The organism is Pandoraea pnomenusa (assembly GCF_040391475.1).
GTDB classification, from domain to species: Bacteria; Pseudomonadota; Gammaproteobacteria; order Burkholderiales; family Burkholderiaceae; genus Pandoraea; species Pandoraea pnomenusa_C.
In genome coordinates this window covers 1-26,099 of the sequence record NZ_JBEBXS010000042.1, presented here as the reverse complement: position 1 = coordinate 26,099, position 26,099 = coordinate 1, and the positions used below count along the sequence as shown (strand labels likewise).

General features: G+C 65.4%; 20 protein-coding genes and 2 pseudogenes. 8 read left to right on the top strand and 14 right to left on the bottom strand.

Annotated features, from left to right (window positions below):
• Positions 1–136 (bottom strand): annotated as a pseudogene (gene rpsL, locus ABWO90_RS24560) (30S ribosomal protein S12); the annotation flags it as partial.
• 428 nt (positions 137–564) lie between these two features.
• Between rpsL and ABWO90_RS24555 the strand changes: the two are divergent.
• The 3 genes from ABWO90_RS24555 to ABWO90_RS24545 all read left to right on the top strand — a co-directional run bounded on the left by ABWO90_RS24555 (position 565) and on the right by ABWO90_RS24545 (position 4,327).
• The gene (locus ABWO90_RS24555) at positions 565–1,959 is read left to right on the top strand and encodes an aminotransferase-like domain-containing protein (RefSeq protein ID WP_353193826.1); all 1,395 of its coding nucleotides are present in this window, start codon (positions 565–567) and stop codon (positions 1,957–1,959) included.
• 128 nt (positions 1,960–2,087) lie between these two features.
• A complete protein-coding gene (locus ABWO90_RS24550; protein WP_353193825.1) occupies positions 2,088–3,401 on the top strand; it encodes a hypothetical protein in 1,314 nt (437 codons plus the stop codon).
• A gap of 203 nt (positions 3,402–3,604) precedes the next feature.
• Entirely contained in the window at positions 3,605–4,327 is a 723-nt protein-coding gene (locus tag ABWO90_RS24545) for an HAD family hydrolase (protein WP_353193824.1), read from the top strand.
• Here ABWO90_RS24545 and ABWO90_RS24540 read toward each other — a convergent pair.
• Both ABWO90_RS24540 and ABWO90_RS24535 read right to left on the bottom strand, forming a co-directional pair.
• On the bottom strand, positions 4,275–5,066 hold the full coding sequence (locus ABWO90_RS24540; protein WP_353193823.1) for an AraC family transcriptional regulator: 792 nt from the start codon (positions 5,064–5,066) through the stop codon (positions 4,275–4,277). The two genes, ABWO90_RS24545 and ABWO90_RS24540, sit on opposite strands and share 53 nt — an antisense overlap.
• Before the next feature lie 103 nt (positions 5,067–5,169).
• Complete coding sequence (locus ABWO90_RS24535) at positions 5,170–5,568, bottom strand: CopD family protein (RefSeq protein WP_353193822.1); 399 nt, start codon at positions 5,566–5,568, stop codon at positions 5,170–5,172.
• Between the two features lie 151 nt (positions 5,569–5,719).
• On the opposite strand from ABWO90_RS24535, the gene ABWO90_RS24530 reads away from it, so the two are divergent.
• Positions 5,720–6,034 carry a DUF4148 domain-containing protein gene (locus ABWO90_RS24530; RefSeq protein ID WP_353193821.1) on the top strand — a complete coding sequence of 105 codons (315 nt, stop codon included), beginning with the start codon at positions 5,720–5,722 and terminating at the stop codon, positions 6,032–6,034.
• A 364-nt stretch (positions 6,035–6,398) separates the two neighbouring features.
• Here the strand turns inward: ABWO90_RS24530 and ABWO90_RS24525 are convergent, their stop codons facing one another.
• A complete protein-coding gene (locus tag ABWO90_RS24525; protein WP_353193820.1) occupies positions 6,399–7,109 on the bottom strand; it encodes a dienelactone hydrolase family protein in 711 nt (236 codons plus the stop codon).
• A gap of 297 nt (positions 7,110–7,406) precedes the next feature.
• Positions 7,407–7,823 (bottom strand): DUF302 domain-containing protein, encoded by a 417-nt coding sequence (locus ABWO90_RS24520; RefSeq protein ID WP_353193819.1) that lies wholly within the window; start codon positions 7,821–7,823, stop codon positions 7,407–7,409.
• A gap of 140 nt (positions 7,824–7,963) precedes the next feature.
• On the opposite strand from ABWO90_RS24520, the gene ABWO90_RS24515 reads away from it, so the two are divergent.
• Positions 7,964–8,425 carry a hypothetical protein gene (locus ABWO90_RS24515; RefSeq protein ID WP_353193818.1) on the top strand — a complete coding sequence of 154 codons (462 nt, stop codon included), beginning with the start codon at positions 7,964–7,966 and terminating at the stop codon, positions 8,423–8,425.
• A gap of 94 nt (positions 8,426–8,519) precedes the next feature.
• On the opposite strand, the gene ABWO90_RS24510 is transcribed toward ABWO90_RS24515, so the two are convergent.
• On the bottom strand, positions 8,520–11,969 hold the full coding sequence (locus tag ABWO90_RS24510) for an autotransporter family protein (RefSeq protein WP_353193817.1): 3,450 nt from the start codon (positions 11,967–11,969) through the stop codon (positions 8,520–8,522).
• Between the two features lie 232 nt (positions 11,970–12,201).
• The gene (locus tag ABWO90_RS24505) at positions 12,202–13,140 is read right to left on the bottom strand and encodes a LysR family transcriptional regulator (protein ID WP_353193816.1); all 939 of its coding nucleotides are present in this window, start codon (positions 13,138–13,140) and stop codon (positions 12,202–12,204) included.
• 202 nt (positions 13,141–13,342) lie between these two features.
• On the opposite strand from ABWO90_RS24505, the gene ABWO90_RS24500 reads away from it, so the two are divergent.
• Together ABWO90_RS24500 and ABWO90_RS24495 are read left to right on the top strand one after the other, a co-directional pair.
• Positions 13,343–14,542, top strand: coding sequence for an amino acid aminotransferase (locus ABWO90_RS24500; RefSeq protein ID WP_353193815.1), 1,200 nt, complete (start codon positions 13,343–13,345; stop codon positions 14,540–14,542).
• A 70-nt stretch (positions 14,543–14,612) separates the two neighbouring features.
• Entirely contained in the window at positions 14,613–15,899 is a 1,287-nt protein-coding gene (locus ABWO90_RS24495; RefSeq protein WP_353193814.1) for an MFS transporter, read from the top strand.
• 75 nt (positions 15,900–15,974) lie between these two features.
• Here ABWO90_RS24495 and ABWO90_RS24490 read toward each other — a convergent pair whose 3' ends face one another.
• From ABWO90_RS24490 to hpaH, 6 genes are read right to left on the bottom strand one after another with little or no spacing between them, the layout of a single operon-like run.
• Positions 15,975–16,964, bottom strand: a complete 990-nt coding sequence (locus ABWO90_RS24490; RefSeq protein ID WP_353193813.1) for a 2-dehydropantoate 2-reductase — start codon at positions 16,962–16,964, stop codon at positions 15,975–15,977.
• Between the two features lie 40 nt (positions 16,965–17,004).
• Positions 17,005–17,955: a fumarylacetoacetate hydrolase family protein gene (locus ABWO90_RS24485; RefSeq protein ID WP_353193812.1), complete on the bottom strand. Its 951-nt coding sequence runs from the start codon at positions 17,953–17,955 to the stop codon at positions 17,005–17,007.
• A gap of 12 nt (positions 17,956–17,967) precedes the next feature.
• Positions 17,968–18,831 carry a DODA-type extradiol aromatic ring-opening family dioxygenase gene (locus tag ABWO90_RS24480; RefSeq protein WP_353193811.1) on the bottom strand — a complete coding sequence of 288 codons (864 nt, stop codon included), beginning with the start codon at positions 18,829–18,831 and terminating at the stop codon, positions 17,968–17,970.
• A 41-nt stretch (positions 18,832–18,872) separates the two neighbouring features.
• Positions 18,873–20,348, bottom strand: a complete 1,476-nt coding sequence (locus ABWO90_RS24475; protein WP_353193810.1) for an aldehyde dehydrogenase family protein — start codon at positions 20,346–20,348, stop codon at positions 18,873–18,875.
• Between the two features lie 59 nt (positions 20,349–20,407).
• Positions 20,408–21,190, bottom strand: a complete 783-nt coding sequence (gene hpaI / locus ABWO90_RS24470) for a 4-hydroxy-2-oxoheptanedioate aldolase (protein ID WP_353193809.1) — start codon at positions 21,188–21,190, stop codon at positions 20,408–20,410.
• A gap of 35 nt (positions 21,191–21,225) precedes the next feature.
• Complete coding sequence (gene hpaH / locus ABWO90_RS24465) at positions 21,226–22,035, bottom strand: 2-oxo-hept-4-ene-1,7-dioate hydratase (RefSeq protein WP_353193808.1); 810 nt, start codon at positions 22,033–22,035, stop codon at positions 21,226–21,228.
• A 348-nt stretch (positions 22,036–22,383) separates the two neighbouring features.
• Here hpaH and ABWO90_RS24460 point away from each other — a divergent pair, with 348 nt between their 5' ends.
• The gene (locus ABWO90_RS24460) at positions 22,384–24,567 is read left to right on the top strand and encodes a TonB-dependent receptor family protein (RefSeq protein WP_502922698.1); all 2,184 of its coding nucleotides are present in this window, start codon (positions 22,384–22,386) and stop codon (positions 24,565–24,567) included.
• Between the two features lie 108 nt (positions 24,568–24,675).
• Here ABWO90_RS24460 and ABWO90_RS24455 read toward each other — a convergent pair.
• Positions 24,676–26,099 (bottom strand): annotated as a pseudogene (locus ABWO90_RS24455) (DNA-directed RNA polymerase subunit beta'); the annotation flags it as partial.

The following is a 26,099-nucleotide window of genomic DNA, read 5'->3' as shown; positions in this document are numbered from 1 at the left end:
TCGGCTTCTTCGGCGTCGTGGTGTACACACGGGTGCACACGCCGCGACGCTGCGGGCAGTCCTGCAGGGCCGGGCTCTTGCTCTTGATCTGAGCAGAGGTGCGCGGCTTGCGGACCAATTGGTTAATCGTTGGCATTGTGATTTCCTAAATATGTCAAAAGCATGAAAGCCAAGGCGGGCTCACATGCGACTTCACTGCATATTCCCCGGTAGCTCTTGCGGATTGTCCGCATCTAAACGCTTGATGCATAAGCACTTTGCATTAGACACAGGCCTACCGCCGGAAAAACCGGAGCCTGCGACTATACATGGGGGCAATGCAAGTGTCAATGCAATCTCGCACGGAATCGCCCCGTAAGTCGTTGATTGTTAACGGCTTGACGCGACCTTGAAGCGCGAAGCGAGACATCGCAGGCGCCGCAGCCCCATTCCCGAAGGGGAGCGCCGACTCAAGATGCGCCGCGGCACCCCGAAATTCAAGACTTGCGACGTCCATGTATGCAAACTACACTCCAGTTGGAGTACATACACATAAAAATATCCATACATCATACCGACATCGCCATGGACGCTTCGCACGACACCCTGCGCGCCACCTTCTGGAAACCCGCCCTGACTGCCGGCAAAGGGCCGCGCTATCTGCGTCTGGCCAGCTTCATCGAACAGTCGGTGGCCGACGGGCGTCTGCGCCCGGGCGACCGACTTCCGGCGCAGCGCGAACTGGCGTCGTGGCTCGGCATCGATTTCACCACCGTCACGCGCGCGTACAACCGGGCGCGCGACCGCCACGCCATCGAGGGCCGCGGCCCGCTGGGCACCTTCGTGAGCACCCCGCGCATCGCACTGGATCAGGTGCTCGATCTGGGGATGAACATCCCGCCGGCGCCGGCCGGGCTGTTTCTCGGCGAGATGCTGCAGAAGGGGGTCGACGAAGTCCTGCGGCATACCGACGCCTCGATGCTGATGGCCTACCAGCTCGGCGAAGGCGGCGTCGCCGACCGTCAGGCCGGCGCCCTCTGGCTCGCCCCGATGCTCGGCCCGCTCTCCCCCGCCGACGTGCTCGTCTGCCCCGGCGCACAGGCCACGCTGGCCGCGTTGCTGCTGTTCGCCACCGCGCGAGACGACACCGTGCTGTGCGAGCCGATCGTCTACCCGGGCCTGCGCAGTGCGGCGCGCTCGCTCGGCCGCCAGCTGACGGCCGTGGCCACCGACAACGATGGCATGCTGCCCGACGCGCTGCACCAGGCCGCGAGCGAGCGAGGGGCGCGTCTCGTCTACCTGAACCCGACGCTGCAGAATCCGAACACACGAACGATGTCCGAACGCCGCCGCCGCGAGTTGCTCGCCGTGGCCGAGCGCCTCGATCTGACATTCATCGAAGACGACCCCTACTGGCGCCTGGCCGCCGACGCGCCGCCGCCGCTCGCCCGTCTCGCGCCCCATCGCGTGCACTACGTGGCCACGCTATCGAAATGCCTCACGCCGGGTCTGCGTACCGCATACGTCCGCCTGGCCGACGCCGGTCGCCGCGACACATTCCTCGACACGCTCCACTCGTTCGCCTTGATGGCCCCGCCACTCATGACAGGGCTCGCCACGCAATGGATCCACAACGGCATGGCCGATCGGATTCTCGAAGGCGTGAAGGCGGCGGCAGCGCAGCGGCAAGCCATCGCCGCCGAAATCCTGGGTGACGAGGGCACCCCGCCCACGAACGGCATTCACCTCTGGCACGCCCTGCCCGCCCCGTGGACCGCGCGCGAGCTGACGCTCGCCGCCCGCGCCGAAGGACTGGCCGTTACGCCAGCCGACGCCTTTTGCCTGTCACCCGACGCCCCCAACGCCATCCGCATTTCGCTCGGTGGCGTGCGCGATCCCGAGCGGCTCGCCAATGCGCTCAAGCGGCTCAAGTCCTTGCTTCGCGAAGCGCCGCCGAGCCTGCGCGCAGCGGTGGTCTGATCCGGCGATCGTCACGACCCGAACCAATTTCCAAATCGCGGCGCGTCAACGCAACAGTCGGCGTCGCGCCAACGGGAATACTCCGGCGTCACGGGAACAGGCCCGTGACATCAACCGGAGTAACGACGATGCATCTATCTTCGATCGGAGAGGGATTGACGGCTGCGCTCGCCACATTCGGCGGCGCGCCAGCGCTTGGCGGAACACCCCATCGGCATGAACTGGCCGCCGGGCTGCGGCATGTGGCGTCGGGGCCACTCGCCACGGCGCTGTCGAACGAGGCATCCCCGCCGAAAAATTCGGTATTCGACTGGTCGCACCCGCCGTCCACAAGGGCACACGTTTTCGCGCAGCGACTGGCCGGCGTACAGCCCGTCTGTGTCGTGGGCAGCCGTCGCGACAGCGAGAACTGCCTGCTCGATCTCCCCCCCGATGTGCCCATCGACGTCGACGTGAGCCGACTGATGCTGGCCGGCTGCGAAGCGTCGCTGCCAGCGGAGCTGCGTACCGCGCTGGCTGCAGATGGCCGCGATGCCGCGGCACTCCGGCGAAGCTTCATGCAAACCTTCGCCACCGAGTCGAAAGGTCAGTTTTCCGTGGCTGCGCTGGAGCACCGCCTGACCAAACGACTCCGCCAGATGGCACCCGGCATGCTCCGCGTACTCGCGCAAACGAATGCCTACATCGAAGTCCCCGAGATGACGTTCCTTCGCGTCATCACCAGCCCGCAGGAAGCGCGACGGCACGCCATCTTCGCACCGTTCTCGAACCCGGACCTCCGGCTGCCCACCGGCGAGATCAGTACCCGCCCCGCCATGCTCGGCGCCTACATCCGGATTCCGACGCACGGCACCCCGCTCACGCTGTTCGTGTCCCTGAACACGCCGGCCACGATCACCCCGTTGCAAGACGACCCGCGCACCCATGCCAGGGAGAACCCGGCGATGATGTTCGGCGACATCCCCGACTATCTCGAGGCGTCCTATGCGGGCATGGTGAAGGTGCCGATCGGTGAAAACCTCGTCCAGACCCTGGCGCAGTGGCTTCACGACGGCCACCAGCGCTACAAGGAATTCGCTTACGGCGGGAACCGCGAGGCGCTGACCCCGATCTCACACGCGCGGGTACGACAACCGCTCTGTGAACCCTCCGCTCCGACGCAGACACCCACGTCAGTCGCGCCGCCTCCCTCGACGGCCGATCATGCGTCGGCGTCATCCGGTCAGCCGACCGAGGCGACCGAGGCGACCGAGGCGACCGAGGAGGCCCGGGCGACCGAGGCCACCGACGCCCCGCGGGCGGGCGAGCCGCCTCACGTGGCGCGCACGGCGCGCAAGGCAGACCAGTGGCGGTACTCGCTTGCCGACATGCAAGCGGCGGTCGACAGACTGGAGCGACTGGACAGGAGATACTCCTTCCAATCGCGTCCGCGCTTCGGGTAACCTGCGCGACATGTGCCAGGTTCAGGATGGCCGTCGGGCCGTCCTGAACATGACCTGCGTCAAGCTATCAAAACACAGAGGGCCGTCTGTCGTGTCCGGCGTATCGGGTGTCACTCGCCGCGTTTTTTTCGACGCGGCGAATTCGTACACTCCCCCCATTCGGCGGACGAGACCTCCGCCCTGACACAAGTTCACTATCAGCCATGCAGGCGAGTTTCGAGAAAGACAGCATTCTGGTGCTCGATGTCGACGGCACCCTGACCGATTCGGTGCGCATCCATCAACGCGCGCTGCTCGGCGCCATGGAGTCGCTGGAATTCGAGGACCTGAACACCGACTGGGGCAGCTATCCGCATCACACCGACACCGGCATCCTGATCCACGCGCATGCCGAACACGGGCGCGCGCTGCCTCAGCCGCACGACCTGGCACGCTTCGAACACGAGATCGACGAGCGCTTCACCGCGTTGCTCAATGCGCATGGCCTGGCCGAGATTCCCGGCGCGCGTGCCTTTGTCGAGGCTGCGCATCGCTCGCGCTGGGGGGTGGTGTTCGCCACCGGCGGCATTCGGCAGGTCAGCCATCGCAAGCTGCGCTCCGTCGCGATCGACTACACCGACGCGATGCTCATCACCGCGTCGGAATACAGCTCGCGCGAGCAGCTCGTCGCCGAGGCCATCAAGCGTGCGCAGGTGGGCTACGGGATCACGAATCCGCGGGCCATCGTGTCCATTGGCGACGGAATGTGGGACCTGAAGGTGGCGCGCCAGCTGGGCATCGATTTCGTCGGCATCGGCTCGAAGCGCCAGCGCTCACCGCTGTATGCCGAAGGCGTACCCGTATACGACGACATGTGGGACGCCATGCACTGGCTCACTCCGGGTCGCGGGCGCGCGTCAGGTATTCGCTTGGCGTCACGCCCATGAAGCGGCGGAACATCGTTGAAAAGGCGCTCGGCGTGTCGTAGCCGACTTCGAGCGCCACCTGCGTGATGGGCCGCCCGGCCCCGAGCAGCGGCAGCGCCCCCAGCAGCCGCATGTGCTGACGCCACTCCCGGAACGGCAATCCGAATTCCGTCATGAAGCGCCGCTCGAGCGTGCGGCTCGACGCCCCGACCTCGACGGCCCAGTCCTGCAGACTGCGCGCATCGGCGGGCGTGTTCAGGTAGGTATCGAAGATCTTGCGCAACCGTGCGTCGCGCGGCACCTGCAAATGCAGCGGCGAGTCGCTCTTCCACTCGAGTTCCTCGAGCAGCAGCGCCATGACGAGGGCGTCCTTGCCCTGGGGCGACCATTGCTCGGCGAGCGTCATCGCACGCAGGATCAGCTCGCGCAGTAGCGCCGACACGCGAATGACCACGGGATCGCTGGGTGTCGCCATCCCGCATCGCGCCACGTCGACGTAGATCGTGCGCATTTCGACATTGCCCCGCATGCGCACTTCATGCGTGACTTCCCCCGGAATCCACAACGCGCGTTGCGGCGGAATGACCCAGAACGACGTGTCCGTGCGCACTTCGAGAATACCGGCGCTCGCATACATCAGTTGCGCGCGCCGGTGGCTGTGCGGGTGAATGACGTGACCGTCCGGGTAATCTTTCGCCAACGCGCCGACGGGGCGGTCTGGCCCATGGAACTCCAGGGCTACCGTACTGGTGATCGGCATTGGCACCATGCCTTCAAAGGCGTAATTTTTGGGACGTTTTTGGCGGTGTCGTCAGCGTAACACCGCGCACGCCCGGCCACCAAGCCGAATCCCTTACCGCCGATCAGAACGGCTTGACGATCACCAGCGCCACGATGATCGCCATGGACACCCACGTCACCGGCAGCGCGCGCATGAAGAGCGATGGCGACGCCGTCGCGCCATCGCGCTCCAGCCGGCGCAGCGTGCCGGACATCCGGCCATGCAATGCGGAGACCACTATCACGAAGACCAGCTTGGCCATGAGCCAGGGCGCACTCCACCAGTTCGCCATGATCGCCAGCGCCGGCCCGCTCACCCACACGACGATCAGCGCAGGCGACGCCAGCCCGTAGTCGGCCCGCCGGGCGATGCGTCGCCACTCGGGCTGTGCCAGCCGCCCGCCCAGCGCCATCGTCACCATACCGGCGATGAACGTCATCACCGCAATCAGATGTACGGCCTTGATCCACAGATAGAGCATCGGCGGTCTCCTCGGGGTTCGTTCGATTATTCCAAATTACACAAGAGTAGCTTGCGATAACTCGTCTTTATCGTTGCGTCATGCATTAATAGACTTCAACTGTCGACGATGAATAACACATCGCCTCTTTCAAAAGACAGGAGAAAACATCATGCAACGCGCTCTTATTGCTTCGGCTCTGGTTTCTGCAATGCTCGCCGTCTCGGCCGGTTCGGCCTTCGCCAGCGACGCCTTCGACGGCCCCTCGGAATTCTCGTGGGTGCCGCAAACCAGCGCCCTGACCCGTGCCCAGGTTCGTGAAGAACTGATCCAGGCACGTCAAGCCGGCCTCGTGGTGCAACACGACGCCGTGTACCCGAAGGCAACCCCCGCCGCACAGGCCGTCAAGACCGGCGCACCGGCCGAGACCCGCTCGGTTGGCAGCCACGGCCAGGTTCGTGCCGGCATGACCTCCTTGGGTTCGTAATGTAACCTGCCGCGCCGCACGCCTCCCTGACGTGGCTGCGGCGCGGCTCGCGTTCTGCGCATAACGACGTCACGACGCGCGAGGCCTGGCCTGCGCTCCGTCTGAACTCGGGCCTTTCATGGCCTCAGACTCCTGTCGCTGTGCGTAGTGGTTCGACGCACAGGACTTTGCCCGTCGCTTCGGCGACGGGCTTTTTTAGCGGACCGCAGCCCCTCGTCCGTCCTTGCCCGCATGTTGCCGCCACCGGCGTCATGCAAGCCGCGAAACGTCTCACGCGCAGAAACGACAAAGCCCGCCGAAGCGGGCTTTTGTCATTTGCGGGTGAGCGTTGCGCCGACATCGCATCCAAGCCGGCGCACCATCCTCACTTCGCCAGGGCCCTGGCCAGGAATTCCAGCGCGCGGCCGTGGGCCAGCACCGACGCCGGTTGATGATACGACTCGCGCGACCAGCAGTTGAAACCGTGGTCGGCGCCCGGGTACACGAACACTTCCGTATTCGGGCGCGACTTCACGGCATCGCTGACCTGCTGCACGATATCCGGCGTGATGTGGCTATCCAGCGCGCCGTAGTGGAACTGCACAGGCACGTTCAGGTTCGCGGCTTCGCCCAGATAGTTGTGGATACCGCCGCCGTAGTACGGCACAGCGGCATCGACCAGACCGCGCGCGGCGCTCAGGTACGACACCAGGCCACCGAAGCAGTAGCCGACGGCGGCGACCTTGGCACCCGCGTCGAGCCGGGTACGCAGCGCTTTGGCCGTGGCTTCGACGTCCTTCACGGTCTTCTCGACGTCGACCGCCTTGCGCAGCTCCATTGCACGCGCCCAGTCGTCGCCCGAATAACCAAGCTCGACACGCGGGGCGGAACGCCAGAAGACGTCCGGTGCGAGGACCACGTAGCCGTCCATCGCGTATTGATCGGCCACGCCGCGAATGTGCTCGTTCACGCCGAAGATTTCCTGCACCAGCACGATGCCCGGCGCGTTCGCTGTCTTACCCGTCGGTGGCAATGCCAGATAGGCATCGAAAACACCGTCCGCGGTCTCGACCTGAATCCATTGACTGTTCGACACGGAAGTTGCTCCATCAAGAAAAGGGGGAAATGCCTGCACGGACCGGGTGTCGTGCCCCGCACAGATCGGAGGCGACGTGCCCACGCGACCACACGCAGAGAGGCCGGATCAGTATAGGGACTTTTGCGCTTGCTCACAGCGAGCGGCGAGGCCCGCCAGATAAGGCGCTGCGAGGCTGACGGGCCGCAACGACGCGTCCGCGCGCCGCCAAACCCCCGCTCGCCTGTCGCGCCCTGCGGCACGTCGTTTTGACGAATGAACCCGAAACACCGCCCGGCGTTGCCACCGCCCCCGGTTTCATGCCACCAGCGCCGCCCCCAACAGCTTCACCGCCCCGCCGAATCCGGCGGACTGCGCCGAGTCGATGCCGTACAGCGCACTGAGCGACGGCCCCGGGTTCAGGAAATCCACCCGGACATCGTCGGGCGCGGCGGCCCACACCATCACCTTGAGCGGCAGTTCCAGCCCGGCGTGCGGATTGGCGGCCATCACGGGCGTGCCGCCCTTCGGATTGCCGAAGAGCAGCAGCCGCGTCGGTCGCAGCGACAGCCCCACCGAGGCCGCCGCCGCACTCTGGTCGATGTCTGCAAAGATCGTCATGCCGTGCTGCTTGAGCGCATCGATCACGCGCGTCAGGGTGGCGTAAAAGTCCACCGGACTCTTCCACGAAGTGAGGGTAGCGGGATGAGCGAATTCAGGGGCGTCGGTAGCCATGCGCGGTCTCCTCGGGCGGTCGTCGCGATAGCCATCACCTTACACGTCGTTACGGCCCACCGGCTACCCCCGCGATGCGCGTTACGCTTGGCGCCTGCATTCGGAATTTCGGCGAATGCATTCATTACGGAGTCCATATCATGACGATTACCCTGCGCAATACCGTGAGCACGCTCGCGCTGATGTTGGCGTTGACGGTCACCGGCGCTGCCAGCGCCGCTCCCGTCTCACCGGCAGGCCCCGCGAACGACATGCGCGATGCGCCGCCGCCCGCCGCACGCGCGGACATGCCACCCCCGCCGCCGGGCATGGGTGCGCGCTTCGGCGGCCCCGGTCACGGTGGTCCGGCCATTCCAGCAATTCGGACTATTGAAGAAATCGCACACCTGTACCGTGTCGGCGGACATCCGGAGAACGTGCTGCCGTTCTATCGCGAAACGCTGACGCAAGCGCGCGATCCGATGGTCCGTCATCATCTGCGCGATGCCATCGCACGCGAGGAACTGAAGCCGGCCGACACCGCAGCGGCCATCGCGACGCTGCGCGCGCAGTTGAGCGAAGATCTCGCCGCGCTACCGCCGGGTGACGCCAAGCGTCGCTGAACATCGCGAACGGATCGCTCCGGGACGTTGAGCCCGCCCCGAAGCGCCGGATGCGCCCGCCCCGGACGATGCTCATGCGTCGTCCGGCATCGCATCAGAACACGTACTTCGCGCCCACGTTGACGAGGACGCCACGCATGCCGCCCGAGCCGAAACTTTGCTGATAGGCTACGCGCCCGTACAGCGAGAAGTTTTGCGAAGGTGTGCCGTTCACGCCCAGCGAGAAGACCATCGCGTCGCCATATTTCCCGCTCTGGAATACGGCGTCACTCACTTGCACGCTCGTCCCGGCGACGAACGCATGCACGAGATCGAAGCCAAGATACGGCGTGATGCGTCCCGTGCTCACTTCCACCGGACGTGTGAGCCGCACGCCGAGCCGCCCGGTCACCTGGTTCTGCGCGCCGATGTTGACCTTCAGCCCGTCAACGTCGGTCATGTTGGTGAACGACAGGTGTTGCCCGACGAACTGCAACTGCGGCTCCAGATTCAGCCCGTACGCCAGCGCCAGCGGATACCCCGACTCCACCGACGCGGCATAGCTGGTCCCGCGCATCGGCGCGACTTCACCGCGCGCGTCCGTCGTTACACGACCGTTGAACCAGCCCACCGACACGATCCCGTCGACGTACCAACCCTGCTGGCTCTGATATGTCCCGTAACCATAGAGCCGATAGTTACTCGTGCGCGTGGAACTCGGCCCATCGATCGCCGTCGGCTCGTAGTGCAGCCAGCCCAGCGAACCGGCCGCGCCAAAGCGCCACGTGCCGTCGTCGGTGAACTGCCTGAACAGGTTTCCGCCGACCTGAATCGCGCCATAGTCCCCCTTCATGTCGTAGCCGAAGGATTGGAAACTCTGATTGGAGAAGTACTTCATGCTGCCGCCGTAGCCGCGCATGAACATCTCGCCGGGCCCGCGATCGCGCCCTAGCTCGCGATCGTCGCGCACTTCGCCCAGACGCCGATGCAGCGAGTCCATGTCCATCAACCCGGCATGCAGCAGCGCGGTCGGTGCGCTGATGTATGACGGCACCTGCGGCGCGACCTCGCGACGGGCGTCGGGGGGTACGGGCACGTCGACCTCGCCGCCAGGGTTGCCCGGCGACTCGGGATCGACGTCGCCGCCCGGCGTCACATAGGCGGTTTGCAGCCGGTAGTCCCAGAAGCCCGCGCCGGTGCTGACGAGGTTCTGCGAGGCGTCCGCAGTACCGTGCGCAGACCCGGGACCGTACGCGTACAGCCGATACTCGTAGGGCGAACTCTCGCCGACGACGTAGCCGCCCGCGAGTTGGAACGCGTTGAAGGTCGACGCCCCCGCCACCTGTACGACGGAGATCCCTTCGTCGTTGGTAATCACGCCACTGGGCGACGTCAACGCGCCGGGGCTTCCGGCCACCGGCTTGATCTGCAAAAGCGTCGTACCGCTTGCACCGCCCTTCACAAGCAATCGGTCGCTGAATTGATTCGTCAGCGCGCCGCCCTCGTTCAGATAGGTGTTGAGCCCCAGCGTGCCGCTGCTGCCCGAGTAGTTGTTGCCGATGCTCACATTGCGATATGACGCCTGACTCAGCGGTGCCGACGTCAGCGCCGCCGTCACGGGAAAGTCGATCAGGCTGTTGGCGTTGTTGAGTTCGGTGACATTTGAGCTTGCCGTCACGTGCCACACGCTGTTGTTGCTCAGATTGACGACGGAGGTGCTGGTCGCGTCGGTATAGATGCGGCCCGTGAGCGTGGACTGGCTGGCGTCGAGATTGAGTGTCGCGCCGATGCCGGAACGCGTGGAGGCGTTGATCGCGCCGCCACCACCGCTTAGCGTGGTATTGACCAGATTCACGTTGGCGACCCCGCCATAGATCCACAGGGCCACGCCACTGTCGGAGGTGACGGTCGTGTTCTGCAACGTCATGTTGTAGCCCCCCGCGCGCGGCGGTGCGGCGAGCGGCGAACCCACCGTTGGTGGGTCCACGACGTCGCTGCCGGTCTCGGTCGGCGCTGCCGGTATCGGGGTGACGATGGCCAGCGGTGGCGGTGCCGTGGTGGACGGCAACTCCGGCGTATTCGCCGGCATCGCGGGCAATCCGGGCGTCGCCCCGACCTGCACGGCAGCGAGCGTTTGCGGGGCGTCGAACACGATGGCGGCCGTGCCGCTGCCCGTGGCGCGCAAGGTCGCGCCGGAGGCGTTGAACATCCCGCCGTTCTGGATGCGCACCGCATACGCATTCGTGCCTGTCGTCGTGATCGACGTACCCGCACCGGTCGCGCTGCTCGTCAGCAAATTGACGGTGCCCGCGTTAGCGTAGATGCCGTAGGTGCTCGCCTGATCGGTCGTGATGCTGCCGCCGGCGAAGTTTGTCGTGCTGCCAGTCCACCCGTAGATGCCGTAGGCCTGCGTGCCATGCGTTGCAATGGCGAAGTCCGACAGGTTCACCGTCGCCGCACCCGAGCCGGACAGCAGACCGTAGGCCGTCTGCCCGTTCGTGGTGATGGCACCCCCGTTGAGCGTGGCGGTGGTGCTGCCGGAGATCCACATACCGTACGCCGAAGTGCCCAGCGTGCTGACCGCGACCTGCGATCCGGTTACCGTCGAGGTGCCGTTGACCAGCAGGCCGTAGGTCGAGTTCTGCGTTGTCGACAGGCTCAACCGGTTGAGGTTGCCGGTTGCTGTACCGATGCGTACGGCGTGACTGCCGGCGCCTGTCGTGCTGACGACAACCGTTCCCGGGGTATTCGGGTCCGCGTTGGTGTTGAGCGTGCCGCCCGACTCGGCGTTCAAACCGAGGTTGCCCGCAACGGCCGTGGTGATCGTCGAGTCGCCGTTGATGGTGGCGATGGAACCGTTGTAGACCTGCACCCCTCCTGCGCCAGCCCCGGTGCCCGTACCGACGGCGCCGTTCGACGTGATCTTCGTGTTCGTGAGCGTGATATTGCTGCCGCCCCATGAACGTACGCCCCAACTGTCCTGGCCGTTCACGGTGATCGACGTGTCTGTCAGATCGATCGTCGACGTGCTGCCGTACGGGCGCATGCCGTCTGCCTTCAACCCGTTGGTCACGATGGTCACGTTCGCGCCGGTCAGCAGCGAATTGCCTGAAGCCGACTCGGGCATGTACACGCCGTGCACGGATTCGCCATTGCCCGTGAGCAGCACACCGGCAGTGCTCGCTACGATATTGACGGTGCCATTAGCGATCCAGAGTGCGTCGTTCGGCGCTCCCGGGTACGCATCCGATGTGATCGACACCAACCCCGGCGTACCCAGATTCGGATTGATCGTCACGACTGCACCGCGAAACACCGACACCCCGGCACCGCCGAGCTGCGCCGGATAAGGGGGCACCGGGCGAATGGTCACCGTCCCCTGGATCGTTCCCGTTGGAACGACGTTGCCGTCGTAGTACTGCTCGTAATTGAGATTGCTCTCGGATTCGATCACCGAATCGGGATAGGTCTGCGCGTAAGCGCCCTGCAGGGAAAGAAAGACGAGAGAGACGGCGAGCGCGAGAGGATGCCGACGAGGCGGGCGCGCATGCGTGGCGTGAGTCACTTTACCTCCTAGGGGGTGGGAGACAAGCAGACACATCGGGAGCAGTACGAAGCAAAAGTTTCGACGAAAGGCATCGAAAGGTTGGGTAAACACTATCGCAATCGCTTCGAAAACTACAGCCCGCGCACACACGGGTAACGCGTAACTTCAACGCGTATCGATAACTAGCTATTTTTATCGTTTGTTTCGCAATCCGTATCGTAATTTTAATTATCGGAGTGTTGCGCGCGCGTCATGCCGGTTCGCGCGATGCCGCCATGAGCGTCTCGTTCCATTGCGGCAGCCATTCGAGCAGGAATTGCGCGAAGCCTTCCGCCGCCGGCGACGCGGCGCGCGAGACCGGTCGGTAGACGCAGACCTGTCGAATCGTCTCGGGCGACACGACGCGACGCATCACCAGACCGAACGGATGCGCGAGTGCCGCCACGTAGCCGGGCGTGAGCGTCGCCGCCAGCCCTTGTGCCGCGACACCGAGCGCGGTGGTCACGTTGTCGACCACGTCGATCGGCGTGATGCGCGCATCGGGCGGCGCCGAGAGCCGCATTTGCGCCACGCTGCGTTCGTGATCGCGTCCAGCCGCCACGAGCGGCGTGTCGCGCAAGTCGGCCCAGCGCACGCGACGGCGGCGCGCGAGCGGATGATCCGGCGTACACCACAACACCCAGGGGCTGTCGAACGCAGGTGTCCCCGCCACGTGGGCGCCCGTCGAGCGATTGGGGCCGATGGCGAGATCGATATCGCCGTTGGCCACATGATCGATGAGCGCGTCGACGGGGGTGTCGACCACGCGCACCACGACCTTCGGGCGCGACGCCGCATAAGCCCGGATCGCAGCAGGCAGCGCCATGCTGGCGATGACCAGCGGCGCACCCACGCGCACGATCCCCGCGGCACGGTTGCGCAGATCGTCGGCGGTCTTCTCGGCGGCCTGCACGTGCCGGAGCACCGACTCGGCCGACGCGAGGAAGTCGCGCCCCGCGCTCGACAGCGCCACGCGACGCGTCGTGCGGTCGAAGATGCGAAAGCCGAGCACCGATTCGAGTTCCGCCACGAGCTGGCTCACGGCGGACGACGTGAGACCCATGCGGTTCCCCGCCTCGGCAAAGCTGTGCAATTCGGCGATGGCCACCAGGGCTTCGAACTGGCGGAGCGTGACGCGGGTCAGGGGCATGGCGTGTCGATTATCAAGTTTCGCTTACGAATAGACCAAAATCGATTGATTGTTGCCGAAAGGGGCGTCGCCCACAATCGATTTTCAAAATTCCCGTTCGCACGCCGTCCGAAGCCTTTTTCCGCGCGCCGCGACGCCATCCGACCTCGGCAGGCCGCATCGATCCATCGGCCCCGTCACTGCAGCAAGGAGCGAGACCCGCATGTTTTCCCACGTCGACGCCTATCCCGGCGACCCGATTCTCGGCCTGAACGAAGCCTTCGGCCGCGACCCCCGCCAGCAAAAAGTCAACCTGTCGATCGGCATCTATTTCGACGACGACGGTCGCCTGCCGGTCATGCAGGCCGTGCGCGAGGCCGAATCGGCCGTACTGTCCGACATCGGTCCGCGCCCCTACCTGCCGATGGCGGGCTCGCAGGCCTACCGCGACGCCGTGCAGGCGCTGGTCTTCGGCGACGCCAACGCCGCGCGCCGCGAGCAACGCATCGCCACGCTGCAGACGCTCGGTGGCGGCGGCGCGCTGCGCGTGGGTGCGGACTTCCTGAAGCGCTACTTCCCTGACAGCACGGTCTGGATCAGCGACCCGAGCTGGGACAACCATCGCGTAGTGTTCGAGAGCGCGGGGTTCCCGGTGCAGTCGTACCCGTACTACGACGACGCCACCGGCGGCCTGCGCTTCGACGCCATGCTCGAGACAATCGCCACCCTTGCGCCGCACAGCATCGTGCTGCTGCACGCGTGCTGCCACAACCCGACGGGCGTCGACCTCACCGAAGCGCAATGGCAAGCCCTCGTGCCGGTGATGCAGGCGCGCGGCCTGATCGCGTTTGTCGACATGGCCTATCAGGGATTCGGCGACGGGCTCGACGCCGACGCCTTCGCCGTGCGCGCGCTGACCGATGCGGGCGTACCGACCGTCGTCGCCAATTCGTTCTCGAAGAACTTCTCGCTATACGGCGAGCGCTGCGGTGCGCTCTCGGTGGTGTGCGCCACCGCTGACGAAGCGTCGCGTGTCTTCGGCCAGCTCACAGGCACAGTGCGCGCCAACTACAGCAACCCGCCCACGCATGGCGCGCGTCTGGTGGCACAGGTGCTGACCACGCCTGCGCTGCGTCGCGCGTGGGAAGCCGAACTCGACGGCATGCGCACCCGCATTGCCACGATGCGCACGCAGATCCATGCGCGCCTCGCCCCGCACGTGAGCGGCGAGAAGCTCTCGCGTTACACCGCGCAGCGCGGCATGTTCACGTACACCGGACTGTCGGCGGCGCAGGCCGATGCGCTGCGCGAGACGCACGGCGTGTACCTGCTGCGCTCCGGACGCATGTGCGTGGCCGGGCTGAACACGCGCAATGTGGACACGGTGGCGCAGGCCATCGCACAGGTGCTGGCGAACGATTGACCGCTGGGGATTACGGAGTGCATGCCTCCGGCAAACGCATGCGCGATACATAACAACGACTGGAGACAACATGAACACTGCCACTGCCGCGGGCGCGCCCGTCGGTCGCGTCGACACTTCTCACACCTGGCGCGCGGTGATATCCGCGTCCATCGGCAACGCGCTCGAATGGTTCGACCTCGTCGTGTACGGCTTCTTTGCCGTCACGATCGCCAAGCTGTTCTTCCCGACGAGCGACGACACGACCTCGCTGCTGCTCACGCTCGGCACCTTCGGGGTGTCGTTCTTCATGCGTCCGCTGGGTGCCATCGTGATCGGCGTGTATGCGGACCGTCGCGGGCGTCGCGAGGCACTCACGCTCACCATTCTGCTGATGATGGCGGGCACGGCGATCATCGCCTTCATGCCCACATACGAGACGATCGGCGTGCTCGCGCCGATGGGAATCGTGCTGGCGCGCATGATCCAGGGCTTCTCGGCGGGCGGTGAATTCGGCAGCGCCACGGCGTTTCTTGCGGAACACGCGCCGCAACGCCGCGGCTTCTTCGCGAGCTTCCAGGTCGCGAGTCAGGGCCTGACGACATTGCTCGCCGCCGGGTTCGGTGCGGTGCTCACCGGCACGCTCTCGCCCGAGCAAATGCAAAGCTGGGGCTGGCGCGTGCCGTTCTTCTTCGGCCTGCTGATCGGTCCGGTGGCGTACTACATCCGCCGCCATGTCAGCGAAACGCCGGAGTTCCTGGAATCCGAGCCTACGCAAACGCCGCTGCGCGACACGCTCGGCCATCAGAAGATGCGTCTGCTGCTGGCGGTGGGTGCGGTCGTCGTCGCGACCGTGTCGACCTACCTCGTGCTGTACATGCCGACCTATGCGATCAAGCAGTTGGGCCTGCCCGCCTCGGTGGCGTTCGCGGCAACGGTGGCCACGGGGATCGTGCAGATGTTCCTCTCGCCCATCGTCGGCGCGTGGTCGGATCGCGTGGGCCGCGCAAAGCCGATGATGATTGCGGCGGCATTGCTGCTCGTCACGATCTGGCCGATGTTCTGGCTGCTCTCCACGCACCCGAGCTTCGGCATGATGCTCGCGCTGCAAACGCTGCTCGGCGTGCTCATGACGGTGTACTTCGCGCCGCTGCCCGCCCTCGCATCGGAGATCTTCCCGGTGAAGACGCGCACCACGGGCCTGTCGCTCTCGTACAACCTGTCGGTGACGTTCTTCGGCGGCTTCGCACCGTTCATCCTGACTTGGCTGATCAACGCCACCGGCAGCAAGCTGGCCCCGAGCTTCTACATGATGGCCGCCGCGGCCGTCGGTCTGATGGCACTCAGCCAGGTGTATCGCCACACCGGGGTCAAGTAAGCCCACACGCGAAACGCAAGCACCATGAGAAAGGGGCACCTCGGTGCCCCTTTTGCCATTCACATCACCGCGAGATCACTGCGGATACAACCCATGCACGCGCCCGAACAGGCGAGTCAGGCCGAGCAGTGCGTCGATGTTCGGCGTCGGCACATTCACGCGCTGGCCGATCTCGCGCACCGCGCTCACCAGTGCGTCGAGTTCGATCGGACGACGCGCCTCCACGTCCTGCAGCATCGACGTCTTGAACGCGCCCAGCTTTGCCGTGACTTCGTGGCGATCTTCCGGCGACTGGTCGATGGCGCAACCGATCTGCGCCCCGATGGCGGCCGCTTCACGCATGGCAGCCGAACAGAACGCGCGCACCAGCGGGTCGTCGAGCAGGCGATCGATGGTCGCCCCCGTGATCGCCGAGACCGGGTTCATCGTCAGATTGCCCCACAGCTTGTACCAGATGTCGAGACGCACGTTCTCCGAAGCCTTCGCCTCGAAACCCGCGCGCTCCAGCAGCCCCGCGAGTCGTTGCACGCGCTCGCTCGAACCGCCGCCCGGCTCACCGATGATCAGACCCCGACCCATCTTGTGATCGACCAGCCCCGGCTCCGGCGTAGCTGCGCTCGCATGCACCACGCAACCGATCACGTTCGTCATCGGAATCGCTGCGCCGATCGCCCCGTCCGGGTCCACGCTCGTGAGCGGCGTATCGCCGAACGGTGCCACGCCGTGGCAGAACCACCAGGGCACGCCGTTCATCGCGGGCAGCACCAGCGTGTCCGGTCCGACGAGTGGCGTGACCGATGCCGCGACCTGCACCAACGCAGGTCCCTTCACGGCAATGACCACCAGATCCTGCACGCCGAGCTTCGCAGCGTCTTCGAGCGGATGCGCCGCCGCGACGGGCGCGGCCGTGAGCGATTCGCCCTGCTTCACGCGCCAGCCACGCTCGCGCAGCGCTGCCAGCGTCGCGCCGCGAGCCAGCGCGCTGACCTGCGCCTCACCGGCCGCCGCCAGCTTCGTGCCCAGCAAGCCACCGATGGCGCCCGCGCCAATGATCGTCACCTTCATCCGTTCACTCCTGATATGCCTGAAATGTCTGTCACTCGCGTCAGTCCTGACGTTGTCCCGCCAGACGGTAATTTTCCTTGAACCGCTCCGGCACGCGTTCGTCGAAGCCCAGCGCCACACGGCGCACTTCGGGACTGTCGCCGGGGGCGTGCCCCACGCCCAGCGCCGCCGCACGCGGCGCCTCGATCCGCACGACGGCGCCCGAGAGGCGTCCGAGCCCGGTAATCTCGCACTCGACGAGATCGCCCGCATCCACCGAACGCGAATGGCATGGCGTCCCCATCAGGATCACGTCGCCCGGCACCAGCGTGATGTGACGCGCGATGTCCGCGATCACGTAATGCGGTCCCCAGATCGTCTCGTCGCCGATATGCGCTTCCTGCACCACCCGCCCGTTGCGATAGGTGCGCAGCGTCTGTTCGAACAGGTTGACCCCGCGCACGATGCCCGGACCGATCGGCAGCAGCGTATCGGCCCCCTTCACGCGCAGCATCGAGCCCTGATCGGTATCGCGGAAGTCCTGCAGCCCCATGTCGAGCGCGGGGCAGAAACCTTCGATGTAATCCCAGGCCTCGTCCGGCAACACGTTGCGACATGTCCGACCGATCACCACGGCGTACTCGCCTTCGTAATTCAGATACCGGCAGTCGGCCGGTTTGAGAATCTGGCCGCCGTGGCCATTGAGTGAGGTCGGCGGCTTGGTGAAATACGTCGGCGTGTCCGTCGGCTTCGGCTTGTTGCGCGTCTCCATGCTACGCGAGCGGTAGGAGATATGCACGGCGATGATTTTCGACGGGTCGACCGGCGGCAAGTGAGCGACCGTTTGCGGATCGACGGTGCGGCCGTCATCCAGGCGCAGCAGACCGCGCTCGGCGCCCTCCTCGACGATCGTGCCCCAGAACGCGCTGCCGCCCAGCAGAATGCGACGACGCTCGACACGCGGGCCGCGCATCACGGCAGGCAATTCACGCAGCGGAAATTCGAAGTCCATGGTCTTGCCTCGTCAGATCGTGTCGAACCAGATGTGCACGTTGCCCGTGCCGCGCGCATTCTCGTAGTCGGACAGCACCGTGCCGGCGCTGCGGCACGCCTCGCCCCCGAGGGCGCCGACCATCTGCAGATAATGCGCGCCGTGCGCCTCCCACGGGCGCTTGCGGTAGTCGTCGTCCCAATCGGCCAGAATCCGGTCGTGACGCCCTTCGCGAAACGCCTCGATGGCGCGCTTGTCGCTCTCGATGTTCTCCGGGCGCGACACGTTGCTTTCGTGGAACACGCGCGGATGATTGGGCTTCCAGTCGATGCCGTTGAACTTGTGGCTCAAGGCGCCCGAGGCCAGCATCACCACGCGCAGATGACTGCGGCGAATCGCCTCGCCGATGACTTCCCCCGATTGCAGGAAGTGCTGTGTCTCGCAGTTCTGGCACGAACTCACCGTCACGATGGGCCAGGCGTCGAGTCGCATTTGCTTGATGACGTTGATCGTCGGGTAGTGACGCGGCAGATCCGGATGCTGCACCGCACGCGCGCGCACCCCGCGCTCGCGCGCCACGGCGTCGACTGCCAGCGCAAGCTCCGGGTGGCCGCGATAGTCGTACGGCACGCCGTGCAGGTACCACGGCATTTCGTCGGAAATGTACATGCCCGAGTAATGCGCCCCGCCATCGATCAGGTGATAGCCGGTGGTGAACCAGTGCGAGTCAAAAATGACGATGACATCCGGACGCGCCGCCACGATGCGCTCGCGCAAACGCGCGTAACCGGGAATCAGGTCCGAATCCGCGCCCGCGCCCTGCAACACGCGGAACTCCTCACACTGCATCAGGCCGGGGTGATGCGACACCAGTGCCGCGCCGACGATCTGTCCCATACCGCTCTCCTCTCGTCTCATTGTTATGCCGTGCGCGCGCTTCAGCGATGGCTGAAGCTGGCTTTGAACGGCTGTTTCGGCACCACGACATCCTTCACGTCGCAGAAGAATTCGAAGCTCCAGTCGCCGCCTTCGCGGCCCACGCCCGAGCGCTTGATGCCCCCGAACGGTGCCGCCAGATCGCGAATGCCGAAGCTGTTGACCCAGATGAACCCGGTGCGCACGCGCTGCGCCACGGCGATGGCATGCGTCTCGTCGCCGTAGCACACGCCGCCGAGTCCGTAGTCGGTCCCGTTCGCCATGTCGACGACCTCGTCGTCGCTCGCGAATGTCTGCAGCGTGAGCACCGGACCGAAGACTTCCTGCTGCACGATCTCGTCCTGCTGACGCAGATCGGTCAGCAACGTTGGTGCGAAATACTGCTCGCCGAACGGGTGGCGCTTGCCGCCCCACAGCACGCGAGCGCCGCCCGCCACCGCGCGCTCGACGAAGCCCTGCACGCGTTCGAGTTGACGCATGTGGATGATCGGCCCGACCTCCGTCTCGCCCTCACGCGGATCGCCCACGACCAGACGCTCGACCATGGCGCGCAGCTTCTCGGTGAAGGCCGGCGCGACATCGGCATGCACGAGCAGTCGCGTGCCCGCCAGGCACACCTGGCCGGCGTTGCGATACATCAGCGCGGCCGTGGCGGCGGCGGCGTCGAGATCGGCGTCCGCGAGCACGATGAAGGCCGACTTGCCGCCAAGCTCAAGACTGCAGGGCACGAGATTCGTGGCGGCCGTCTTCGCGATCCACTTCGCGGTGGCCACCGACCCCGTGAACGAGATCCGCGCGAGACGCGCATCGCTCACGAGCGCGGCCCCCGTCACGGCACCCGAGCCTTGCAGCAGGTTGAACACCCCGGGCGGCAGCCCCGCTTCCTCCGCGCAATCGGCGAGCAGCGACGATGTCAGCGGCGCCCATTCCGGCGCCTTGAGCACGACCGTGTTGCCCGACGCCAGCGCGGGGCCGATCTTCCACGTGGCGAGCATCAGCGGCGAATTCCAGGGCGTGATGACGGCGACCACGCCGGCCGGATCGTGACGCACGAGGTGCCGCGCCTGCGGCGTCTCGATCACGCGATCCTGCAACGTGAGTGCGTGTTCGGCGAACCAGGTGATGTTCTGCATGGCACGCGGCACCACACCGTGCGCCATGCGTGAACGCAGCACGCCCGCGTCGTGACTCTCGAGCGTGGCGAACGCGTCGGCGCGCGCGCCGATGGCGTCGGCGAAGCGCTTGAGATAGGGCTCGCGCCCGGCCGCCCCCAGCGCCGCCCAGGCCGGAAATGCCAGCGACGCCGACGTCACGGCCGCATCGACATGGCCGAGATTGCCGCTCGCGATGTCGCCCAGACGAGTCTGGTCGATCGGGGAAACGCATTCAAAGGTCTCGGCGGACGCCACGCGGCGGCCATCGATGTAGTGGTCGGGCGATACGGAAACGCCGGCGACGTCGAAACGGGTAGCACTCATGCCATGTCTCTTTGGGGATGTCGGAGGAACGCGCGTCCGGGTCGCCGGACGCGCGATGTTCAGGCTTTCGGGGTATGGGTGGTGAACTTCGCGGCGAGCGCACGGCTCGCGCTCGCGAGGAGCGAGGTGTCGATCCCCACGGCCATGAAGGTCACACCCACGTCGAGGTAGTGCCGGGCGAGCGTCTCGTCGACGCACAGAATGCCCGCAGCCTTGCCCGCGCGACGAATGCGCGCGATGCCGTCTTCAATGGCGCTGCGCACTTCCGGGTGCGTGGCCTGGCCGAGATGGCCCATCGACGCGGCGAGATCCGCCGGTCCGATGAAGACGCCATCCACGCCGTCGACGGCGGCGATGGCGTCGACTTGCGCGAGCGCCTCGGCGGTCTCGACCTGCACGAGCAGACACGTGGTGTCGTTCGCGGCGTGCAGATAGTCCTCATAGCGATTCCACCGCGAGGAGCGCGCCAGACCGCTGCCGACACCGCGAATGCCCTGCGGCGGATAACGGGTCGCACTCACCAGCGCGCGCGCCATGTCGGCCGACTCGACCATCGGCACGAGCAGCGTAGTCGCGCCGATTTCGAGGACTTGCTTGATGAGCGTGGCGTCGCCGTGCGGCAGCCGCACGACCGGATGCGTGGGATACGGCGCTACGGCCTGCAACGTCGCCAGCATGGTACGCAGATCGTTGGGCGCGTGTTCGCCGTCGATCACGATCCAGTCGAAGCCGCTGCCCGCGCACAGTTCTGCGGCGTACGGTGTGGCGAGTCCCATCCACAGACCGATCTGACGCTCACCGCGTGCGAGGGCCTGCTTGAAGGTATTGGGGGGAGTTTTCATGGCATCGGGTTCCGGGAGAAAGCGCGGGGACGGCGTCAGACGAAGCGCACGCCGATCGCACCGAGCGGGCCGTAGTCGGCATGGAACACGTCGCCCGCCGTGCAGGCCACGGGGCGCGTGAAGGAGCCGGCGAGCACGATCTCTCCGGCCTGAAGACCTTCGTCGAACGCCCCCAACTTGTTCGCGAGCCACGCAATACCGTTGCCGGGATGATTGAGGACCGCAGCGCTCAGGCCCGACTCCTCGATCACGCCGTTGCGATAGAGCAAGGCACCTGCCCAGCGCAGGTCGATGGCGTCGGGCTTCACGGGGCGGCCGCCGAGAATCACGGCGGCATTCGCGGCATTGTCGGCAATCGTGTCGAAGACCTTGCGCGGCGTCTTCGTGTCGCGGTCGAAGAGTTCGATGCGTCCGTCGATCAATTCGAGCGCAGGGGTGATCCATGCGGTCGCGTCGAGCACATCGAACAGCGTCACGCCCGGGCCCTTGAGCGGCTTGGCCAGAATGAACGCCAACTCCACTTCGAGGCGCGGCACGATGAACCGCGAGGCGTCGAGCGTGGCGCCGTCGGCCACGAGCATGTCGTCGAGCAGCGTGCCGTGGTCGGGTTCGGTGATCTGTGCCGCCACCTGCATGGCGCGCGACGTCAGGCCGATCTTGTGGCCGATCACACGTCGGCCTTCGGCGAATTTGAGCGCCAGCCACGCCTGCGAGATGGCGTAGCTGTCCGCAATCGTCATGTCGGGATAGCGCCGCGAAAACTGCATCACCGGCGTGCGGCTGCGCTCGGCCTCGTGCAGTTCGCGGGCGAGGGCCTGGTGAGTCGAGGCATCGAGCTTCGGCATCGCGTTGTCTCCATCGCGTCGCCCGACGCAGGCGACGTCTCTTATCGGTCGGGAAGCCTCTATTCTTGCGGCCGCCACCGCCATCCACAATCAATCGATTCTGGGTGATTGATTAGCAAAACTGGATAATCCGACGTCGCGCCATCTCACTGTCGTCAGCACGCCACGTTCAACCGATCGTTGAGAATGCCCATCGGAAATGAGAGTGATTTGCATTTATAATTCGCAGCGCTTTATTACGCTGCATTACAAACGATCCGGTCCTCCCGGACCCACAAATCTATCGCCGTGCCCCATGGCTCCCGCCTGCGGTCGCGCTCGTCACACTCTCGCAGTCGAAGGTTCCAGATGAAGATGTCCGCAAGTCGCCATGCTGCTCGCCGCAGTGCATCGTCCGTTCCCGCCACCGCTCGCCGTGCCGCCCTGCCCCGCGCCACCGCCTGTGCCGTGGCCCTGCTCATGACCTCGCTCGGCACAGCGTACGCCCAGCAGGCCGCCGGCGCCAGTCAGGCCGACCACGTCACGGCCGCCGAGGCGAAAGCCGACGTCGAACTCGGCGCGGTCAATGTCTCCGGCGACTGGCTCGGCACCGGTCTCGACAACAGCGCGAAGACCTTCCCGGGCGCGCGTACCGTCGTGAAGAAGCAGGACATCGAAGCCTCGGGCGCCGCGAGCATTGGAGACGTGATGCGCCGTATCCCCGGCGTGCAGGCGTCGGACAACTCCAGCACGGCGGGCAGCGCCATTTCGCTGAACATCGGTGTGCGCGGGCTGACCGGCCGCTTCTCGCCGCGCTCGACCGTGCTGCTCGACGGCATTCCGCTCGCGGTGGCCCCGTACGGACAACCGCAGTTGTCGTTCGCGCCAGTGAGCCTGTTCAACATCGAGAGCATCGACGTGGTGCGTAGCGGCGGCGCCGTGCGCTACGGCCCGCAGAACGTGGGCGGCGTGATCAACTTCAAGACGCGTTCGATCCCGAACACGTCGGGCCTCACGGCGGACGCGACCGTGCGTCAGAACATGTACACGACCGGCGGCGGCGCAAACACGCAATACGGCGTGTTCCTCGGTACGCAGATGGACAACGGGCTGGGTCTCGCGCTGCTGTATTCGGGCATGGTCGGTCGCGACTGGCGCAAAGGCAGCGACGAGAACGTGAACGACCTCGCGCTGAAGTGGCGTTACGACATCACGCCGAGCCAGCAGGTCTACGGCAAGATCTCGTACTTCGACGCCAAGTCGATGACGCCCGGCGGTCTGACGGCCGCGCAGTACAACGCCGATCCGTTCCAGAACACGCGTCCGAACGACTACTGGAGCGGCAACCGCACGGGTCTGGACTTCGGTTACCTGAATACGCTCTCCGAGACGCAGGAGTTCGAGATCCGCACGTTCTACAACGAGAGCTATCGTCAGAGCACGCTCACGAACCTGGCGTCGCCGCTCACGCTCATGCATCAGCCGCGCAATTACCAGACGTTCGGCGTGGAACCGCGCTTCACGCAGCGGCTGTTCCTCGGCCCGACCGCGCATGACGTGACCGTCGGCTATCGCTTCATTCGCGAGCGCGGCGACGACAACAGCTTCAATACGAATCTCGCGACAGGGCGCAATACCGCCACGCAAACGTTCTACAACTACACCACGGCCAACGCGTTCTACCTCGACGACCGCATGGCGTGGGGCAACTGGCGCTTCACCCCGGGCGTGCGCTACGAGTTGATCAGCTCGCAACGTGTCGACAAGACCACGGGCGCGACGTACCGCACGGACAACAACAAGCCGCTGCCGTCGGTGAACCTGTCATATCTGGTGAACAGCGCGTGGACGATCTTCGCGGACTACAGCACCTCATTCGGCCCGGTGCAGAACACGCAGCTCAACTCGATGTCGGCATCGAACCCGCTGCAACCGGAAGTGGCGCGCACCTATGAAATCGGCACGCGCTGGACGGACGCTCGCTGGAAGGCAGAACTGACGGCGTTCAAGATGAAGTTCGACAACCAGATTCTGCAGGTGCCCGGCGTGAGCCCGGCGACCTTCCAGAACATCGGCGCCACCGATCACGACGGCGTCGAAACCGCGATCGACTACACGTTCGATCGCGACAGCGCACTGCGCGGCCTGAATCTGTACGCCAACTTCACTTACGTGCGTGCGATCCAGAAGTCGGGCACGACGGCCGGCCTTGACGTGCCGTTCTACTCCCGCTTCACCGACACGCTCGGCGTGCGTTACGCCATTGGCCAGTGGACGTTCAACGTCTCGACCACGCACCAGAGCTCGCAGTACTCGGATCTGGCGAACACCGAAGCGCCGTCGGCCGACGGCATGAACGGCAAGGTGCCCGGCTACCGCACGTGGAACCTGCAGGCGATGTACAAGCTGCCGTTCTACAAGAACGCCGACGTGACCGTGGGCGTGAACAACGTGTTCGACAAGCGCTTCTTCACGCGCAACACCGACCAGAACGGCGGCATCATGGTCGGCGCGCCGCGCATGGTCTACGTGCAGGGACACTTCGGGTTCTAACCGGCACGGACGAAAAAAAACGGCACCCCGTAAAGGGTGCCGTTCGGCTTGCTGTGCGACCGGGTATCCGGCCGACGGCACCAGCTTTCGCCAGCGCCGTCAGTCCGATTACTCTGCCGTCGGCTCTTCCACCGAGTTCGGCATCGGCGCAAACGCCTCTTCCAGAGCGATCTGGTCGTGACGCTCGCGATCCGACGTCTCGCGGGCCTTGCGGGCCTTGTGATACGCCAGACCCGTACCTGCCGGGATCAGACGGCCGACGATGACGTTTTCCTTCAGGCCACGCAGGTCGTCCTTCTTGCCCATGATGGCCGCTTCGGTCAGCACGCGCGTCGTTTCCTGGAACGATGCGGCCGAGATGAACGAATCCGTCGACAGCGACGCCTTCGTAATACCCAGCAACACGTTCTCGTACTGCGCCGGACGCTTGTCCGCGGCGTTCATGGCGTCGTTCTCGTACAGCATGTCCGAGCGCTCGACCTGTTCGCCGATGATGAAGCGGGTATCGCCGTTGTCGGTGATCTGCACACGACGCAGCATCTGGCGAACGATCACCTCGATGTGCTTGTCGTTGATCTTCACACCCTGCAAACGGTACACGTCCTGCACTTCGTCAACGATGTAACGCGACAGCGCTTCGATACCCTGCAGACGCAGGATGTCGTGCGGGTCGGCCGGACCGTCCACGATCATTTCGCCCTTGTTCACGACCTGACCGTCGTGCACCAGCACCTGCTTTTCCTTCGGAATCAGGAACTCGTGCTGGTTGCCGTCGAGGTCGGTAATGACCAGACGCTGCTTGCCCTTCGTGTCCTTACCGAACGACGTGGTGCCCGTGACTTCGGCCAGAATGCCGGCGTCCTTCGGTGCACGTGCTTCGAACAGCTCGGCCACACGCGGCAGACCCCCGGTAATGTCGCGGGTCTTCTGCGCTTCGGTCGGGATACGTGCAAGCACTTCACCCACCGGCACCGACTGACCGTCCTTGATGGTGATCAGTGCGCCCACCTGGAAACCGATCGTCACAGGGTGATCGGTGCCCGGGATCTTCACTTCGACGCCATTCTCGTCGAGCAGCTTGACCTGCGGACGCACGCTCTTCGACGCCGGACCACGACGCTTCGGATCGATCACGACCAGCGTGGACAGACCCGTCACATCGTCGATCTGCTTGGCAACCGTGACACCTTCCTCGACGTTCTCGAACTTGGCGAAACCGCCGTGTTCGGTAATGATCGGGCGCGTCAGCGGATCCCACGTACCGAGCTGGGCACCGGCCTTGACCTGTGCACCGTCGAGTTGCAGCAGCGTGGCGCCGTACGGCACCTTGTGACGCTCGCGCTCGCGGCCATGATCGTCCGTGATCAGGATTTCACCCGAACGCGAAATGGCGATCTGCTCACCGCGGCCGTTCGTCACGTAACGCATGGTTGCCGTGAAGCGAACCGTACCGTTCGACTTGGCTTCGATCGACGAGGCCACTGCCGCACGCGATGCCGCACCACCGATGTGGAACGTACGCATCGTCAGCT

Coding starts and splice junctions, on each gene's coding strand:
- ABWO90_RS24555 (WP_353193826.1), top strand. CDS start 565: ATGGACGCTTCGCACGACACCCTGCGCGCCACCTTCTGGAAACCCGCC.
- ABWO90_RS24550 (WP_353193825.1), top strand. CDS start 2,088: ATGCATCTATCTTCGATCGGAGAGGGATTGACGGCTGCGCTCGCCACA.
- ABWO90_RS24545 (WP_353193824.1), top strand. CDS start 3,605: ATGCAGGCGAGTTTCGAGAAAGACAGCATTCTGGTGCTCGATGTCGAC.
- ABWO90_RS24540 (WP_353193823.1), bottom strand. CDS start 5,066: ATGCCGATCACCAGTACGGTAGCCCTGGAGTTCCATGGGCCAGACCGC.
- ABWO90_RS24535 (WP_353193822.1), bottom strand. CDS start 5,568: ATGCTCTATCTGTGGATCAAGGCCGTACATCTGATTGCGGTGATGACG.
- ABWO90_RS24530 (WP_353193821.1), top strand. CDS start 5,720: ATGCAACGCGCTCTTATTGCTTCGGCTCTGGTTTCTGCAATGCTCGCC.
- ABWO90_RS24520 (WP_353193819.1), bottom strand. CDS start 7,823: ATGGCTACCGACGCCCCTGAATTCGCTCATCCCGCTACCCTCACTTCG.
- ABWO90_RS24515 (WP_353193818.1), top strand. CDS start 7,964: ATGACGATTACCCTGCGCAATACCGTGAGCACGCTCGCGCTGATGTTG.
- ABWO90_RS24505 (WP_353193816.1), bottom strand. CDS start 13,140: ATGCCCCTGACCCGCGTCACGCTCCGCCAGTTCGAAGCCCTGGTGGCC.
- ABWO90_RS24500 (WP_353193815.1), top strand. CDS start 13,343: ATGTTTTCCCACGTCGACGCCTATCCCGGCGACCCGATTCTCGGCCTG.
- ABWO90_RS24495 (WP_353193814.1), top strand. CDS start 14,613: ATGAACACTGCCACTGCCGCGGGCGCGCCCGTCGGTCGCGTCGACACT.
- ABWO90_RS24490 (WP_353193813.1), bottom strand. CDS start 16,964: ATGAAGGTGACGATCATTGGCGCGGGCGCCATCGGTGGCTTGCTGGGC.
- ABWO90_RS24485 (WP_353193812.1), bottom strand. CDS start 17,955: ATGGACTTCGAATTTCCGCTGCGTGAATTGCCTGCCGTGATGCGCGGC.
- ABWO90_RS24480 (WP_353193811.1), bottom strand. CDS start 18,831: ATGGGACAGATCGTCGGCGCGGCACTGGTGTCGCATCACCCCGGCCTG.
- ABWO90_RS24475 (WP_353193810.1), bottom strand. CDS start 20,348: ATGAGTGCTACCCGTTTCGACGTCGCCGGCGTTTCCGTATCGCCCGAC.
- hpaI (WP_353193809.1), bottom strand. CDS start 21,190: ATGAAAACTCCCCCCAATACCTTCAAGCAGGCCCTCGCACGCGGTGAG.
- hpaH (WP_353193808.1), bottom strand. CDS start 22,035: ATGCCGAAGCTCGATGCCTCGACTCACCAGGCCCTCGCCCGCGAACTG.
- ABWO90_RS24460 (WP_502922698.1), top strand. CDS start 22,384: ATGAAGATGTCCGCAAGTCGCCATGCTGCTCGCCGCAGTGCATCGTCC.